This window comes from Streptosporangium jomthongense, assembly GCF_042650425.1.
Taxonomy (GTDB): domain Bacteria; phylum Actinomycetota; class Actinomycetes; order Streptosporangiales; family Streptosporangiaceae; genus Streptosporangium.
In genome coordinates, this window is sequence record NZ_JBHSBC010000008.1 from 205850 (window position 1) to 222623 (window position 16774).

A 16774-nucleotide genomic window follows, 5' to 3' on the forward strand; every position below is an offset into this window, starting at 1 on the left:
ACGGGCGCGTCCACTGTTGTCCGCTTTCCCCTCATGCTCGCGCACAGCGCCATCACACAAGGATCAATCGTGACGGACCTCAGTAATGCTACTCTCCGTGACAAGATCGCCATTATCGGTATCGGGTGTAGATTCCCCGGAGGAGCCTCCGATCACCGCACGTTCTGGCAGAACCTGATCGAGGGCAAGGACTGCATCACGCCGACACCCGCCGACCGCTACGACGTCGCGACGCTCGGCAGCCGGGACAAGACGAAGCCGGGAAGGCTCGTCGGCGGCAGGGGCGGTTACATCGACGGCTTCGACGAGTTCGACCCCGCCTTCTTCGGCATCAGTCCCCGCGAGGCCGACCACATGGACCCGCAGCAGCGCAAGCTGCTCGAGGTGGCCTGGGAGGCGCTGGAGGACGGCGGCCAGAAACCCGGCGAACTGGCCGGGACCGACGTCGGAGTGTTCGTCGGGGCCTTCACCCTGGACTACAAGATCCTGCAGTTCGCCGACCTGAGCTTCGAGACCCTGGCGGCGCACACCGCCACCGGGACCATGATGACGATGGTCTCCAACCGCATCTCCTACTGCTTCGACTTCCGCGGCCCCAGTGTCTCCCTCGACACGGCCTGCAGCTCGTCGCTGGTGGCCGTGCACCTGGCGTGCCAGAGCCTGAGCAGGGGCGAGACCAGCCTCGCGCTCGCCGGAGGCACCCTGCTGCACATGACGCCGCAGTACACCGTCGCGGAGACCAAGGGCGGCTTCCTGTCCACCGAGGGGCGCTCGCGCACCTTCGACGCCTCGGCCAACGGCTACGTGCGCGCCGAGGGCGTCGCCGTGGTCGCCCTCAAGCGCCTTGAGGACAGCCTGCGCGACGGCGACCCGATCCACGCGGTGATCGTGGGCAGCGGGGTCAACCAGGACGGCCGTACCAACGGCATCACGGTGCCGAACCCCGACGCCCAGGTCAGGCTGATCGAGCGTGTCTGCGCCGAGGCGGGCGTCGAACCCGGCAGCCTGCAGTACATGGAGGCGCACGGCACATCGACACCGGTCGGCGACCCGATCGAGGCGGGCGCGCTCGGCCGCGCGCTGTCCATCGGCCGCAGACCCGGCGCCAAGTGCTACGTCGGCTCGGTCAAGACGAACATCGGGCACACCGAGTCGGCCGCGGGGATCGCCGGTCTGATCAAGACCACCCTGGCCCTGAAACACCGGAAGATCCCCCCGCACATCAACCTCGAACAGGTCAACCCGGCCATCGACCTGGAGTCGATGCCGTACGAGATCCCGGCGGAGCCGACCGACTGGCCCGAGCACGAGGGACCGGCGCGCGCCGGCGTGAACTCCTTCGGCTTCGGCGGCACGAACGCGCACGTCCTGCTTGAGGAGGCTCCGTCACGCCCGGCCGAGCCCGCCCCCGCGCGCGACACGGGACACGCCATCCTGCCGCTGACCGCGCGCGACCCGCAGGCCCTGCCCGAACTGGTCAGGGGCGTCAGGCAGGAGCTCGCGGCCGGTGTCTCGCCCGGCGACCTCGGCTACACGCTGGCCCGCCGCCGTCAGCACCTCGAATCACGGCTCTCCGTGGTCTACTCCTCACCCGAGTCGCTCGACGAGCGCCTGGCCGACTACCTGCGCGGCGAGCAGGGGCCGTACGTGCTGCAGGACCAGCGGCGCGAGGGACCGCGGCCCGAGCTGGTGTGGGTCTTCACCGGCATGGGCCCCCAGTGGTGGGCCATGGGCCGCCAGCTCCTTGAGAGCGAGCCGGTCTACCGCGAGGTGATCGAAGACTGCGACCGTGAGATCCGCCAGCAGGCGGGCTGGTCGCTGATCGAGGAGATGGGCGCGGCCGAGGCCGACTCCAACATGGCGGAGACCTGGCTGGCGCAGCCCGCCAACTTCGCCGTGCAGATCGGCCTGGCGGCGCTGTGGCGCTCCTACGGCGTGCACCCCGACGCCATCGTCGGGCACAGCACCGGCGAGGTCGCCGCCTTCCACGAGGCGGGCGTCTACGACCTGCGCGAGGCGGTCAGGGTCGTGCTGCACCGCAGCCGCCTGCAGCAGAAGCTGGTCGGCACCGGCACCATGCTCGCCGTGAGCCTGCCGGAGGACGAGGCGCGGAGCCGCGTCGCCCCCTACGGCGACCTGATCTCAATCGCCGCGGTCAACAGCCCGACCGCGATCACGCTGGCGGGCGAGGAGGAGGCGCTCGGCAGGTTGCAGGCCGAGCTGCAGGCCGAGCAGATCTTCGCCAAGTTCCTCACCGTGCGGGTGCCCTACCACAGCGCGCAGATGGACCTGATCAAGGACGAGCTGCTGTCCTCGCTGGCCGGGCTCGAAGGACACCCCGCGCGGGTCCCGCTCTACCTGACGGGCAAGGAGGGCCTCGCGCGCGGCCCCGAGCTGGACGCGGAGTACTGGTGGCACAACGTCCGCGACAGCGTCCGCTTCCGCGCCGCCGTCGACCGCCTCGCCGACGACGGCTACGGCCTGTTCCTTGAGATCGGGCCGCACCCGGTGCTGGGCCACTCGATCAAGGAGTGCCTGGAGGCCAAGGACGTCGAGGGCAGGACGCTGCCCTCCATCCGCCGCCAGGAGGATGAGAACGCGCGCTTCACCATGTCGCTGGCCGCCCTGCACAACCTGGGCGTCGACATCGCCTGGGACAGGCTCTACCCCTCGGGCGAGACGGTGACGCTGCCGCGCTACCCGTGGCGGCGCGACCGCTACTGGACCGAGCCCGAGCAGGTCAGGCAGGTACGGCTCGGCAGGCTCGACCACCCGCTGCTCGGCCGCCGCCTGGCCATGACCGAGCCCACCTGGGAGGTCAAGCTCGACACCGAGGCGCTGCCCTACCTCGACGACCACCGCATCCAGGGCAACGCGCTGTTCCCCGCGGCGGGCTACCTGGAGATGGCGACCCAGGCGGTGCTGGCGATGACCGGCGGCACGGAGGCGACCCTGGCCGACGTCGAGCTGCGCAAGGCGCTGTTCCTGCCCGAGGGCGAGGTCAGGACGGTCCAGCTGTCCTTCTCCTCGGAGGGGGCGTCCTTCACCGTGGCCACGGTGCCCGACGGCTCGGGCGACCGGGTCGTGCACGCGGGCGGCGTCGTGCGCGCGGGCCAGCACCGCAGGCTCAACCCGGCACTCGACATCGAGGGGATCAAGGCGCGCAGCGAACGCCACCTCCGGGGAGAGGGCTGCTACGCGGCGCTGGCGGACATGGGCTACCACTACGGCCCCGCCTTCCAGGGGATCGAGGAGGTCTGGATCGGCGGAGACGAGGCGCTCGCCCGCATCCGCCCGCCCGAGGCGCTCGGCGGCGACGCGGCCAACGCGCACTTCCACCCGGCGCTGCTCGACGCCTGCTTCCAGACCCTGCTGACGCCGCTGGTCCTCAGCCACACCGAGGGGACCGGCATCCGCCTGCCGCTGTCGATCGAGGAGGTGCGCGTCCGCCCCGTCGGCGACCGGCCGCTGTGGGTGCACGCGACCGTCGTACGGCGCGGCGGCGACGAACTGGTCGGCGACATCGCCGTCCACGACGCCGACGGCGCCTCGCTCGGCCGGATCAGCGGCATCCTCGCCGCCGACGTCGAGAAGGCCTCGACGGCGGTCGGCAGGAGCACCATCGACGGCTGGCTGGCCGAGGTGACCTGGGTCCGCAGGCCGTACGGCGAGCCCGCGGCCGAAAGCGGCGAGGGCACGGCGGAGAACGCCGGTGAGACCACGCGGGACTGGCTGATCCTCGCCGACTCGCGAGGGGTCGCCGACGAGCTCGCGGGCCTGCTGCGCGCCCGGGGCACCCGCTGCCACCTGGTCCGCCCCTCGGACGTCTACCGTCTTGAGGACGCCGACGGCGAATCCGCGGTCGTCCCCGGCTCCGCCGACGACCTCGCCCTTCTGTTCGACGGCCTGGAGGCGAGCGGCACGTCGTTCGGCACCGTCGCCCACCTGTGGAACCTCGACCTGCCGTCGATCGAGGAGACCGACCGCGACTCACTCGCCGGGCACAACGGCCTCGGCGCCTACTCGCTGGTCGCGCTGGCCCAGACGCTTCCCGCGGGGCAGGACGACAGCAGGCTGCACGTCGTCACCCGGGGCGCGCAGGCCGTCACCGCGGACGAGGCGGCCGAGCCGCTCGGCGCTCCCGCGTGGGGCGTCACCCGGGTGCTGCGCCACCAGGAGCTGACCGCCTGGCGCGGCAAGCTCGTCGACCTCGACCCCGCGGGCGGGGACGTCAAGGCCGAGGCCGAGGCGTTGCTGCGTGAGCTGCTGACCGACGACGAGGAAGAGATCGCCCTGCGCGGTGGCGAACGCCACACCAGCAGGCTCGCGCAGGCCGCGGACCTGACCAGCCCGCTCCCGCTGCGGCTGCGCGCCGACGGCGGCTACCTGGTGACCGGCGCGTTCGGCGCGCTCGGCAGGCTGATGTGCCGCACGCTCGTCGCGCGGGGCGCCCGCAGGCTGATCCTCGTCGGCCGCACCCGGCTGCCGGAACGAGACCGATGGCGCGAGACGGACCCGGACACCACCGCGGGCCGCAACGTGCGCTTCGTCAAGGAGCTTGAGGCGCTCGGCGCCCAGGTGATCCTGGCGCCGCTCGACATCACCGACGAGGCGGCCCTGACCGCCTGGCTCGACGACTACCGGCGCAACGACTCCCCGCCCATCCGCGGCGTGTTCCACCTCGCGGGCCACGTCCGCGACACGCTCGTCCCCGAGATGGACCGGCAGGCCTTCGACGCCGTCCACGGCCCCAAGGTCGCGGGCGCCTTCCTGCTCCACCGCCACCTGCGGGACGAACCGCTTGAGCACTTCGTGCTGTTCGCCTCGATCGCCTCGCTGCTGACGACCGCGGGCCAGACGAACTACGCGGCGGGCAACGCCTTCCTGGACGCGCTGGCGCACCACAGGCGCGCCAAGGGGCTGCCCGCGCTGAGCCTCGACTGGGGCCCCTGGGCCACCGGCATGATCGAGGAACTCGGCCTGATCGACCACTACCGCAACAGCCGGGGGATGAGCTCGCTGCCACCCGACGCGGGCATGGCGGTGCTCGAACGCGTCATCGGCCAGGACAAGGCCCAGCTGCTGGTCGCGACCGTCGTCGACTGGCCGGTCTTCATGGCCTGGTACGACTCGCCGCCGCTGCTGGTGACCGAGCTGGCCGCGGCCGCGGACACCTCCTCGCCCGCGGAGAGCGGGGGCTTCCTCGACACCTTCCGCGAGGCCGACGAGGACAAGCGCAGGCTCCTGGTGACCGAGCGGTTCACCGCGCTGGTCGCGGGCGTGCTGCGGGTGCGGGCGGAGCAGGTCGAGCCCGAGGTCAGCCTCAACACCCTGGGACTGGACTCCCTGCTCGCGATGGAGGTGCGGGCCCGGGTCCAGGCCGACCTCAAGGTCGCGCTGCCGGTGGTCGCCCTGCTCAGCGGCACCTCCGTCGGAGACCTGGTCACCCAGCTGCACGACGGCCTGGCCGCCCTGGTCGCCGCGGACGCGGACGACGACGGCGCCGACGCCGCGGTCGAGGTGTACCTGGACGAGAACCAGTACCCCCTGACCCAGAACCAGAAGGCGCTGTGGTTCCTCAAGCAGCTCAACCCCGACGGCTTCGCCTACAACATCGGCGGCGCGGTCGAGGTGCGGGTCGAGCTCGACCCGGAGCTGATGTTCGACGCCGTCCGCGCGCTGATCCGGCGCCACCCCATCCTGCGCGGCAACTTCGTCCTGCAGGACGGGCAGGCGCTGCAGCGGATCTCCGCCGAGGCCAGGGAGGACCTCGCCCTGTTCGACGTGCAGGACGAGGAGTGGGACGACATCTACCAGATGATCATCCGTGAGTACCGCAGGCCGTACGACCTGGAACGGGACCCGCTCGTCCGCTTCCGCCTGTTCAAGCGGGGTGAGGACCGCTGGGTGATCATGAAGGCGGTCCACCACATCATCTCCGACGCCATCTCGACCTTCACCTTCATCGAGGAACTGCTGGCCATCTACGAGGGCCTGCGCCGGGGCGAGCAGGTCGAGCTGCCGCCGCTGACGGCCACCTACCTCGACTTCCTCAACTGGCAGAACCGCTTCCTCGCCAGTCCTGACGCGCGGCGGATGCTCGACTACTGGCGCGGTCACCTGCCGGCCGAGGTGCCGCTGCTCAGCCTGCCCGTCGACAAGCCCCGCCCGGCCGTGCAGACCAACAACGGCGCCTCCGAGTTCTTCGTGCTCGACGCCGACCTCAGCGCCCGCGTCCACGCGCTGGCCCGTGAGAACAAGATGACCGTGTTCATGGTGCTGCTGAGCGCCTACTACCTGCTGCTGCACCGCTACTCGGGACAGGACGACATCATCGTCGGCAGCCCGGTGACGGGCCGCACCCAGGAGGAGTTCGCCTCCCTGTACGGCTACTTCGTCAACCCGCTGCCGCTGCACGTCAGCCTCGCCGGTGAGCCGTCGGTCTCCGAGCTGCTGGCGCAGGTCCACACCACGGTGCTCAACGGCCTGGACAACCAGGAGTACCCGTTCGTGCTGCTGGTGGACAAGCTCGGCCTGCAGCACGACCCCAGCCGCTCGGCGGTGTTCCAGGCGATGTTCATCCTGCTCGCCCACAAGGTCGCCACCGAGAAGTACGGCTACCGCCTGGAGTACATCGAGCTGCCCGAGGAGGAGGGGCAGTTCGACCTGACGCTCTCGGCCTACGAGGACGAGGCCGAGCAGCGCTTCCACTGCGTGTTCAAGTACAACACCGACCTGTTCCTGCCCGAGACGGCACGGCGCCTGGCCTCGCACTACGTCAACCTGCTCGACGCGCTGACCCGCGCCTCCTCGGCGCAGCCCGCCACCCGCCTCGAACTGCTCGCCGCCGACGAGCGCGAGCGGGTCCTGGAGACCTGGAGCGGTGCCAGGCGCAGGACGCTGCACGAGACCCCCGTGCACGAGCTGATCAGCAGGGCCGCCGCCAGGAACCCCGGCGCGGTCGCGGTCACGGCCCCCTCGGAGACGGGCGAGACCGTCCGGCTGACCTACGCCGAGCTTGAGGAGCGGTCCAGGGCGCTGGCGGGCAGGCTGCGCGGCCTGGGCGTGCGTGAGGGCGCGGTGGTCGCGCTGTGCCTGGACAAGTCCCCCGACCTGATCGTCACCCTGCTGGCGGTGCTGCGGGCCGGTGGAGCCTACCTGCCGCTCGACCCCGACTACCCCGCCGAGCGCCTGGCCTACATGGTGCGCAACGCGGGCGCCGCGCTCGCCGTCGTCGACGAGTCGGGCCGGGAGAGCCTGGCCGGGGCGGCGGGGATGACGCTGACCCTGGAGGAACTGCACCGGGACACCGCGGAGGCGCGGGACGACGAGCCGGAGCCCGAGGTCGGGCTCGACGACCTCGCCTACGTCATCTACACCTCGGGATCGACCGGCAGGCCGAAGGCCGTGCAGGTCACCCACCGCAACCTGGCCTCCGTCAACGCCGCCTGGCGGGAGGCCTACCGCCTGGACGAGGACGTCCGGGTGCACCTGCAGATGGCGAGCTTCTCCTTCGACGTCTTCACCGGTGACCTGGTCCGCGCGCTGTGCTCCGGCGGCAACCTGGTCCTGGTCCGCCGTGAGCTGCTGTTCGACACCGCGCGGCTGTACCGGACGATGCTGGAGGAGAAGGTCGACTGCGGCGAGTTCGTGCCCGCGATCGTCCGTGGCCTGACGGCCTACTGCGAGCGGGAGGGCGAGCGCCTGGACTTCATGCGCCTGCTGATCGTCGGCTCCGACGCCTGGAAGGTCGAGGAGTACCGGCGCCTGCGCGCCCTGTGCGGCTCGCGGACCCGCCTGGTCAACTCCTACGGCCTCAGCGAGGCCACCATCGACAGCGCCTACTTCGAGGGCCCGGCCGACGAGCTCGACCCCAGCCAGATGGTGCCGATCGGGCGGCCCTTCCCCAACAGCGCGCTGTACATCCTCGACGAGCACGGCGAGCCGGTGCCGCCCGGCGTCCCCGGTGAGCTGTGGGTCGGCGGCGACGGCGTCGCGACCGGTTACCTCGGCGACCCCGAGCAGACCGCGCAGCGCTTCGTCACCGTGACCCTCGGCCGCGGGGACGGGGCCGAACCGTTACGGCTCTACCGCACCGGCGACCTGGCGAGCTGGGACGCCCACGGCGACGTGCGGCTCCTCGGGCGCGTCGACGCGCAGATCAAGGTGCGCGGCCACCGCATCGAGATCGGCGAGATCGAGACGCGGCTCGCCGCCTGGCCGACGCTGGCGCAGGCGGTGGTCACGGTCGTCGCGGACACGCGCGGCGAGAACGCGCTGTGCGCCTACTGCGTGCCCGCCCAGGGCGAGTCCCTGGACTGGCGCGAGCTGCGCAGGCACCTGGCCGGGTACCTCCCGACCTTCATGGTCCCGTCGTACTTCGTCGAGCTGCCCGAGCTGCCGCTGACTCCCAACGGCAAGGTCGACGTCGCGGCGCTGCCCGCACCCGAGGCGGACACCGGGGAGCGGGCCTACGAGGCGCCGGTGACGCTGTACGAGATGCGCATGGCCGAGCACTGGAAGGCGCTCCTCGGCCTTGAGCAGGTCGGCCTACAGCACGACTTCTTCGAGGTCGGCGGCAGCTCGATCAAGCTGATCGAGCTCATCTACCGGCTCCAGGGCGAGTTCAACATCACGATCCCGGTCAGCCACCTGTTCAAGGTCACGACCCTGCACGGCATGGCCAAGACGGTCGAGCACATCATCACCGGCAGGCTGGGCGGCGCGCAGCCGTACCTGTGGTTCAACCCCGACCAGGACCGGACGATCTTCTGCTTCCCGCCCGCCGGCGGCCACGGCCTGGTCTACCGGCAGCTGGCGGCGCACCTGCCCGAGTACCGGTTCGTCGCGTTCAACTACGTGGCGGGGGACGACAAGGTCACCCACTACGCCGACCTGATCGAGTCCCTGAGGCCCGAGGGCCCCTGCGACCTGTTCGGCTACTCGCTCGGCGGCAACCTCGCCTTCGAGGTGGCCAAGGTGCTCCAGAGCCGGGGGCGCGAGGTGCCGAACGTGGTCATCATGGACTCCTACCGCATCTCCGAGTCCTTCGAGCTCGGGGAGGAGCACCTCGCGATCTTCGAGCGTGAGCTGAGCGAGCACCTGCTCAGGCACACCGGCTCGGAGATCGTGGCCGAGGAGACGCTCGGCCAGGCCAGGGAGTACATCGACTTCTCCAGCCGCACGCCGAACCTCGGAGTGGTCTCCGCCGCGGTCAGTGTGATCTCCGACGAGGAGAAGGTCTCCTTCTACGCCGCCGCCGAGAGCGGCACCTGGCACGGCAGCTCAGAGGCACGCACCGAGGTCTTCCGCGGTTCGGGCACGCACGCCGAGATGCTCGGCCAGGACCACATCGCACGCAACGCGGACCTGGTCCGCGAGATCCTCGCGGGAGGCGCCACCCATGCCGGCTGAGACCGAACAGGACTGGAGCGTCCGCGAACGACCTCCAGGAGGCAGGCCCCGGGTCCTCGTCATCGGCGGGGGCGTCGCGGGCATGGCCACCGGCTGCTACGCGCAGATGAGCGGGATGGAGACCCGCGTCCTCGAAAGGCACGTCCTGCCGGGGGGCTGCTGCACCGCCTGGGCGCGTGACGGTTACGTCTTCGACTACTGCATCGAATGGCTGATCGGCACCGCCCCGGGCAACAACGCCAACCAGGTGTGGCGGGAGCTCGGCGCGCTCGACGGCAAGACGATCACCAACTTCGAGATGTTCAACAAGGTCACCGACGAGACCGGCAGGTCGGTGACGTTCTACAACGACCCGGACCGCCTGGAGCGGCACCTGCTGGAGGTCTCTCCCGCAGACGCCGCCCTGATCCGGTCGTTCTGCCGTGACCTGCGGCGCTTCGTGAACATCGACCTGTACCCGTTCCTGAAGCCGCCGCCGCTGCAGACGGCGCGGGAGAAGCTCGGCACGCTGCGGACGGTCCTGCCCGCCTTCCGGCTGTTCTGGCGCACCGCGGCGACGCAGATGCACACCTTCGCCGACAGGTTCCAGGACCCGCTGCTGCGCCGGGCCTTCCGCAACATCTTCTTCCAGGACCCGGAGAGCTTCCCGGTGCTGCCGTACCTGTTCAACATGGCCAGCGCCCACAACGGCAACGCCGGATTCCCGCAGGGAGGGTCGCTGGGGCTGGCCCGCTCCATCGAGGAGCGCTACACCTCGCTGGGCGGCACGATCAGCTACCGGGCGAGGGTGGACAGGATCCTGGTCGAGGACGGGCGCGCGGTCGGGGTCGAGATGCGGGGCGGCAAGCGGTACTACGCCGACCACGTCGTCTCGGCCTGCGACGGCCACACCACCGTGTACGGCCTGCTGGAGGGCAAGTACACCAGCCCGAGGATCGAGAAGCTCTACGACGAGATGCTGAACCGCCCCGGCATCCTGTTCCCCGCGGTGGTCTCGGCCTTCGTCGGCATCGACGGCGACTTCGAGCCCGGCGACGCGCACAGCACCACCTACCTGCTGCCCGAGGAGGAAGGGGCCAGGCTGCCCGGCGCGCTGCAGAGCAGCCTGGTCGTGCAGCTGCGCTCGCGCTACTCCGAGGGGTTCGCGCCGCAGGGCAAGTCGGTGATCCACTGCACCTACTTCAGTGACTTCGGCTACTGGAGGACGCTGCGCACGGAGAACCGCAAGGAGTACTGGGCGCGTAAGCGGCAGGTCGCCGACTTCGTCCGGGACTTCCTGGAGCGGCGCTATCCGGGGCTCGGTGAGCGCATCGACCTGGTCGACGTGGCCTCGCCCGCGACGACCAGGCGCTACACCGGCAACTTCAACGGAAGCATCCTCGCCTGGAAGGCCTTCTCCGACGCCGACGACCTCGCGACCAAGCTGGTCAACGAGGACCGTATGCGGCTGCCGGGGCTGCGCGGCTTCTCCATGGCCGGTCAGTGGGTCGGCATGGGCGGCCTGATCCGCGCCGCCTCGACCGGGCGTTTCGTCGTGCAGTACCTGTGCGAGGAACTGGGAATGGAGTTCAAGGCCTGGGAGAGCGACAACGACGAGGCCTGGCATCCGGGGAAGTTCGGCCACATGCCACAGCTCGACAAGCGGCTCGTGCGATAGGTGGCGACAGTGATCACCAAGGAGAACAGGGACGTGTCACGGCCCGGTCAGAACAGAGAGACGATGATCATCATCGGCGCCGGTCTCGGTGGTCTGTCCACCGGCTGCTACGCGCAGATGAACGGGTACAGGACCCAGATCTTCGAGATGCACGAGATCCCCGGCGGCTGCTGTACGGCGTGGGAGCGGGGTGACTTCACCCTCGACTGCTGCATCAGCTGGCTGCTCGGCAACGGGCCGGGCAACCAGATGCACCAGATCTGGCTCGAACTCGGCGCGCTCCAGGGCAAGCAGATGCGTCACTTCGACGTGTTCAACATCGTGCGGGGACGCGACGGCAGGGCGGTGTACTTCTACTCCGACCCCGACCGGCTCCAGGCGCACCTGCTCGACCTCTCGCCCGCCGACGCCAAGCTGATCAAGGACTTCTGCGCGGGGCTGCGGGCGTTCAGGAAGTGCCTGGCCGTCTACCCCTTCCTGAAGCCGGTCGGCCTGATGGGCCGGATCGAACGGCTGCGGATGCTGGCCTCCTTCGTCCCCTACTTCAACGTCATCCGCAAGTCGATGGCGGTGCTGATGACGGAGTACTCGGCGAGGTTCAAGGACCCGCTGCTGCGGGAGGCGTTCAACTTCATCCTCTACGAGAAGCACGCCGCCTTCCCGGTGCTGCCGTTCTACTTCCAGCTGGCCTCGCACGCCAACCTGTCGGCGGGCGTTCCCGAGGGCGGCTCGCTCGGCCTGTCCACCTCGATCGAGCAGCGCTACCTGAGGCTCGGCGGCAAGGTGACCTACAACGCCAAGGTCGAGGAGGTGCTGGTCGAGGACGACCGCGCGGTCGGCGTACGGCTCAGCGACGGCAGCGAACACCGCGCCGACATCGTGGTCTCCGCCTGTGACGGCCACACCACGATGACGAAGTTCCTCAAGGGGCGCTACCTCAACGAGGCCTACCGGAAGCTGTACACCACGACCATCAAGGAGCCGGGCATGGTCTTCCCCGGCTACTTCTGCCTGTTCCTCGGCCTGCGGCGCCCCTTCCCCGAGGGGGACCCCTGCACCACCTATCTGCTCACGGAGGAGGAGGCCGCCGACCTGACCGGCATCCGCCACCCGAGCATCAACGTGCAGTTCCGCAGCATGCACTACCCCGAGCTGTCGCCGGAGGACAGCACCGTGGTCTACGCGACCTACTTCTGTGACATCGCCCCCTGGCGCGCCCTGGCCGAGGGGCCGGAGCAGTCCAGCCGCAAGCACAAGGGAGAGGAGATCCACACCATGCCGGTACGGCGCGGCCGCGAGTACTCCGCGGCCAAGCGCCGGGCGCGGCTGGCGCTCATGGAGTTCCTCGAACGGCGCTTCCCCGGCATCACGGACGCGGTGGCCGTACGCGACGTGTCGACGCCGCTCACCCAGGTCCGCTACACCGGCAACTACGACGGGACCGTCCTGGGCTGGCAGCCGTTCGTGGAGAGCGGAGAGACCCTGGAGGAACTGGTCAAGAAGCACGGCCCCGGCCTGCCCGGGCTGGAGAACTTCTACCAGTCGGGCGTGTGGGCCACCACCGGCGGCCTGATCCGCGCCGCCGCGGCGGGCAGGCACGTCATGCAGTTCGTCTGCCGTGACGACGGCAAGGAGTTCACCGCCTCCATCGACGACACGGCTCCGCCGCCGACCCACCTCGTGATACCGGTCGGGCCGCGTCCCGGCCGGGCGGACGCCCCGGCGGAACCCCGCAGGCAGGCTGTGCCCACCGGCCGGTAGTTCAGGGGGCGGCCGGTTCTCCGGCCGCCCCCATGAGCGTCTCCGCGACGGCCCGGGCCCGCAGGGCGGGGACGGTGGAGCGTTCACGCAGGGCGGTGACGATGGCGCCGTCCATGAGCATGACGAGTTGCGGCGCGAGCGCGGCGGCGCGGGGGTGCCCGGCGGCGGTGAGCAACGACTCGACGTAGCCGGTCACCCGGTCCTTGTGGCCGGCCGCGACCCGGTGCGCGGCGCCCGCGGGGTCGGCGGCCTCCACCATCGTGTTGATGAACGCGCAGCCGCGGAAGTCGGCGCGGGCGAACCGTTCGGCGAGCGCGTCGAAGACCGCCAGCGGCCCGCCGCCGTGCGCGGCGACCCGTTCGGCCAGCCACTCGCGCCACCGCCGGTCACGGCGTTCGAGCACGGCCACGACCAGGTCGTCCTTGCCGGGAAAGTGGCGGTAGAAGGAGGCGCGCCCCACCTTGGAGACGGTCAGGATCTGCTCGACGCCGACCGCGCGCACCCCCTGGGCGTAGAAGAGCTCCTCGGCGGTGTCCAGCAGGCGTTCGCGGGCTCGGGTCGGCACGTCGTCGATTCTATCCGCCGTTGACGCAAATGGAACTGATCGGTACCGTCTTCTCAAACGGAACCGACCGGTACCGTTTTGGGCTCTGATCATGGAGGACACCATGCCGAGGCTGCCGCAGCTGACCGAGGATCCCGACGGCCTGCTTGAGGAGACACGACGGCAACTGGGCAGAGTGCCCAACCTGTACGCAGCCCTGGCCAACGGCCCCGCCGCGCTCCGCGGCTATCTGGCCATGCGCGACGCGCTGTCCCGCGGCGTGCTCAGGGCCAGGCTGCGCGAGCAGATCGCCCTGCTGGTCGCCCAGGAGAACCGCTGCGTCTACTGCGTCAGCGCGCACACGCTGCGCGGCGGCCTGATGGGCATGGACGGGCGGCAGCTTGAGCGCACCCGCGACGCCCGCGACGACGACCCGCACACTGAGGCGGTGCTGCGCCTCACCAGGCAGGTCGTCAGGACGGGCGGCAGGGTGGACGACGAGGAGCTCGCCCTGGCCAGGAAGGCCGGGGTGACCGACGCCGAACTCGCCGAGATCGTCGCGCACGTGGCGCTCAACACCCTGTCCAACCACTTCAACCACCTGGCCCGCCCCGACCTGGACTTCCCCGAGGTGACCGTATGACCCTCACCTGGCGCACCGCCTCCGTCGAACTCGTCGAGGGATACCTGCTGACCGGCCAGGACGGCGCGCCCACCACCCGCGTGGGACAGGCCCGCGTCGCCTTCGAAGGGGGGTTCGCGCACGTCGAGGTGCCGGGCAGCGGTCGCGTCGAGGTGCTCTCCGCCCCGGCGATCCGCCTGGTCACCTACCGTTCCGAGGACTCCTGCGCCGTGTGACGCCCGCCGTGAACCTTCCGGCGGGGCCGCAGTCCCTCCAGGTGGTCCAGTACGGCTCGCGCCACCTCGCGTTTGGAGGCCGAGGGACGCTGGAAGCGCAGGTCGGCGACCTCCTCGAAGAAGGCGGCCCTGCGCTCGTGCAGCTCGGTCGCCAGGGCCAGCGGCTCCATGCCGAACCGCGGCCGGTACGGCTTGGCGGCGATCTTCTCGGCGACGAACTCGGGGGCGGCGTCCAGCCAGACGACCAGGGCGGGCTTCATCTCGGTCCGGGCGCCGGGGTCGTCGAGCACACTGGAGGCGGCGGCGATGACCGGAGCGGGCCGCTCCGCGAGGCAGGCCCGCAGGTGCTCGACCTCCCTGGCGTGCAGGACCTCCATCCCCTCACGCTCGGCGATCTCCGCGGCCGTGGCGCCGTAGCGTTCCCGGAGATACTCGTCGCTGTCGCGCACCGGCCTGCCGAGGCTCTCGCCGAGCAGGCGCGAAACGCTGGTCTTTCCCGCCCCCATCAGGCCGACCACGACGATCGGGATGTCGTTCGTCATGCTGCCCTCCTCCTGCCGGCGCCCAGGTGATCCCCACCGTCGCCTCTGCCCGGAAAACACCGTCCCATCCACCCTGGTTTCCCCTCTCCCATCGGCTTCCCGGCCTCGTGGGGGAACAGACCGGTTTGCTGCCTCCTGCCGGAGGACCGGAAAACGGGCACACGCGACGGTCCTCCACGGCGAACCTCTCGATGGAGGGCTGTTACAAAGCCGCAGGAAGACCGAGAAGTTTCCCTCCTACCGTCATCGTTGTGCCGGGCGGGGCGTGCTGAGACGCCTCTCGTCGGGTCCCGGCGCGTACGAGGCCCAAGGGGGAGACGATGAGAAGGATCACAACGGCCGTGGCCGTCACGCTGCTCGGGTTCGTGGTGGTGACCTGCGCGGCGGCCTGCGGGGCCGACGAGGTCAGGCGGCCGCTGGCCCAGACGTTGTCCCCGGAGGACGCGGAGCCGGTCTCCCACGAGGTTCCGCAGGAGAGCGGGGTCTATGTGATCAATCTGTACGGTGCCGAGGAAGGGCAGCCCGCCCGGCGCCCGGCGAACCTGGTCGCCTCCGAGTTCAGCACCCTCAAGGGGATCACCTGGCGGAGCTGGGGTCCGGAGAGGGCCGTCGGCGGCGGCAGGCTGAGCGGGACGTGGTGCCTGCCCGGCTGTCAGGCCAGGCCGTACGATGCGACGATCACTCTCAGCAAGGCCAGGAAGGTCGGGGAGAGGCGCTACTTCACGAAGTTCGACATCACCGGTGACTTCCCCCGCCCTGACAGCCCCAAGGACACTCTGAGCGGGACGCTCCCGCTGCCGTTCTCCACCCCCTGAACTGCGGGTTTCTGAGCGGAGGGGTCAGCGGGTCGCATACCCTCCACACGATGATGACCGGTGTGAAGCGAGCAGCCCCCCTGAGCGCCGCCGTTCTGACCGCTGTTCTGACGATGATTCCGGTGGTGGCGGGGTGCGGAGCGGACGGCGGGGTGCGGGTGGAGGGGTCGGCGCCGCCCTCCAAGCCCCCCAGAGGGCCCGTCTACGTGATCGCCTACCTGGGAGATCCGCTGCGACGGCCGAGCAGGCTCGCGTTGGACGAGTTCAACAGCGTCACGGGGATTCGCTGGGAGTCCTGGGGAGGAGAGAGCGCCGTGGGAACGGGTGAGCTGAGCGGCACGTGGTGTCTGCCCGGCTGTCAGGAGAGGCCCTACCGGGGGACGATCACGCTCAGTGAGCTGATCTGGCACGAGCGGGCCGGATACTACGGCCGGTTCACGGTGAGGGCCGACGGCCTCCCTCCTGACAAGGCCAAGGAGCTGACCGGCGGGAAACTCACGGTGCCGGAGTCCTGAGACATGATCGACGTGCTCCTGGTCGAGGATGACCCGGTGATCCGCGAGGCCACTGGCATGGCCCTGGAGCTGTACGGCATGCGGGTGCGGACCGCGTCCGACGGACTGGGCGGCCTGGCCGAGTTCCGCGCCCGCCCACCGGATGTCGCGCTGCTGGACGTCATGCTTCCGCACCTGGACGGGGTCAGCCTGGCCAGGCGGATCAGGGAGGGCGGCGAGACCCCGATCATCATGATCTCCGCCAGGTCCGACGCGATCGACGTGATCAACGCCCTGGAGGCAGGGGCCGACGACTACGTCACCAAGCCGTTCGACGCCGCCGTGCTTCACGCCAGAATCCGCGCCGTGCTCCGCCGTGTCGCCATGCCCGGGCAGGCGAACGCGCCACTCGCCTTCGGCGACCTCGCGATCGACGTCGAGTCCATGGAGGTACGGCTGCGCGGCGAGCGGGTGGCGCTGACGCCGACCGAGCTGAAGCTCCTGCTGGAGTTCGCCGCGGAACCGGGGGTCGTGCTGTCGAGGGACACTCTGCTCAACCGGGTCTGGGACTACGCCTGGGACGGGGACACCAGGGTCGTCGACGTCCACGTGCAACGGCTCAGAGCCAAGATCGGTAACGACCGCATCGAGACCGTGCGCGGTTTCGGCTACAAACTGCGGAGATGACG

At 70.3% G+C, this 16774-nt stretch carries 10 protein-coding genes; 8 read left to right on the top strand and 2 right to left on the bottom strand.

Annotated elements, in window-relative coordinates:
• Positions 1-69: 69 nt before the first annotated feature.
• From ACFOYY_RS08950 to ACFOYY_RS08960, 3 genes are read left to right on the top strand one after another with little or no spacing between them, the layout of a single operon-like run.
• Positions 70-9414 (top strand): amino acid adenylation domain-containing protein, encoded by a 9345-nt coding sequence (locus ACFOYY_RS08950; protein ID WP_386189251.1) that lies wholly within the window; start codon positions 70-72, stop codon positions 9412-9414.
• Positions 9404-11071: a phytoene desaturase family protein gene (locus ACFOYY_RS08955; protein WP_352012591.1), complete on the top strand. Its 1668-nt coding sequence runs from the start codon at positions 9404-9406 to the stop codon at positions 11069-11071. The genes ACFOYY_RS08950 and ACFOYY_RS08955 overlap by 11 nt, the downstream gene beginning before the upstream one ends.
• Entirely contained in the window at positions 11072-12832 is a 1761-nt protein-coding gene (locus ACFOYY_RS08960; RefSeq protein WP_362916919.1) for a phytoene desaturase family protein, read from the top strand.
• Position 12833: 1 nt separating this feature from the next.
• Here ACFOYY_RS08960 and ACFOYY_RS08965 read toward each other — a convergent pair whose 3' ends face one another.
• Positions 12834-13397, bottom strand: a complete 564-nt coding sequence (locus ACFOYY_RS08965) for a TetR/AcrR family transcriptional regulator (RefSeq protein ID WP_362916917.1) — start codon at positions 13395-13397, stop codon at positions 12834-12836.
• Positions 13398-13500: 103 nt separating this feature from the next.
• Between ACFOYY_RS08965 and ACFOYY_RS08970 the strand changes: the two genes are divergently transcribed.
• Positions 13501-14019, top strand: coding sequence for a carboxymuconolactone decarboxylase family protein (locus tag ACFOYY_RS08970; protein ID WP_386189254.1), 519 nt, complete (start codon positions 13501-13503; stop codon positions 14017-14019).
• Positions 14016-14234 carry a hypothetical protein gene (locus tag ACFOYY_RS08975; RefSeq protein ID WP_386189256.1) on the top strand — a complete coding sequence of 73 codons (219 nt, stop codon included), beginning with the start codon at positions 14016-14018 and terminating at the stop codon, positions 14232-14234. The genes ACFOYY_RS08970 and ACFOYY_RS08975 overlap by 4 nt, the downstream gene beginning before the upstream one ends.
• On the opposite strand, the gene ACFOYY_RS08980 is transcribed toward ACFOYY_RS08975, so the two are convergent.
• The gene (locus ACFOYY_RS08980) at positions 14204-14776 is read right to left on the bottom strand and encodes a shikimate kinase (protein WP_362772193.1); all 573 of its coding nucleotides are present in this window, start codon (positions 14774-14776) and stop codon (positions 14204-14206) included. The genes ACFOYY_RS08975 and ACFOYY_RS08980 overlap by 31 nt on opposite strands.
• A 320-nt stretch (positions 14777-15096) precedes the next feature.
• Between ACFOYY_RS08980 and ACFOYY_RS08985 the strand changes: the two genes are divergently transcribed.
• From ACFOYY_RS08985 to cseB, 3 genes are all read left to right on the top strand, one after another.
• Positions 15097-15591: a hypothetical protein gene (locus tag ACFOYY_RS08985; protein WP_362772195.1), complete on the top strand. Its 495-nt coding sequence runs from the start codon at positions 15097-15099 to the stop codon at positions 15589-15591.
• A gap of 62 nt (positions 15592-15653) precedes the next feature.
• Positions 15654-16106 carry a hypothetical protein gene (locus tag ACFOYY_RS08990; protein WP_352012584.1) on the top strand — a complete coding sequence of 151 codons (453 nt, stop codon included), beginning with the start codon at positions 15654-15656 and terminating at the stop codon, positions 16104-16106.
• A 3-nt stretch (positions 16107-16109) separates the two neighbouring features.
• Entirely contained in the window at positions 16110-16772 is a 663-nt protein-coding gene (gene cseB / locus ACFOYY_RS08995) for a two-component system response regulator CseB (protein ID WP_352012583.1), read from the top strand.
• Positions 16773-16774: the final 2 nt, after the last annotated feature.

Bases quoted from the DNA above. Each gene is read 5' to 3' on its own strand.
- cseB (WP_352012583.1), top strand. From the start codon at position 16,110: ATGATCGACGTGCTCCTGGTCGAGGATGACCCGGTGATCCGCGAGGCC.
- ACFOYY_RS08955 (WP_352012591.1), top strand. From the start codon at position 9,404: ATGCCGGCTGAGACCGAACAGGACTGGAGCGTCCGCGAACGACCTCCA.
- ACFOYY_RS08970 (WP_386189254.1), top strand. From the start codon at position 13,501: ATGCCGAGGCTGCCGCAGCTGACCGAGGATCCCGACGGCCTGCTTGAG.
- ACFOYY_RS08980 (WP_362772193.1), bottom strand. From the start codon at position 14,776: ATGACGAACGACATCCCGATCGTCGTGGTCGGCCTGATGGGGGCGGGA.
- ACFOYY_RS08985 (WP_362772195.1), top strand. From the start codon at position 15,097: ATGAGAAGGATCACAACGGCCGTGGCCGTCACGCTGCTCGGGTTCGTG.
- ACFOYY_RS08975 (WP_386189256.1), top strand. From the start codon at position 14,016: ATGACCCTCACCTGGCGCACCGCCTCCGTCGAACTCGTCGAGGGATAC.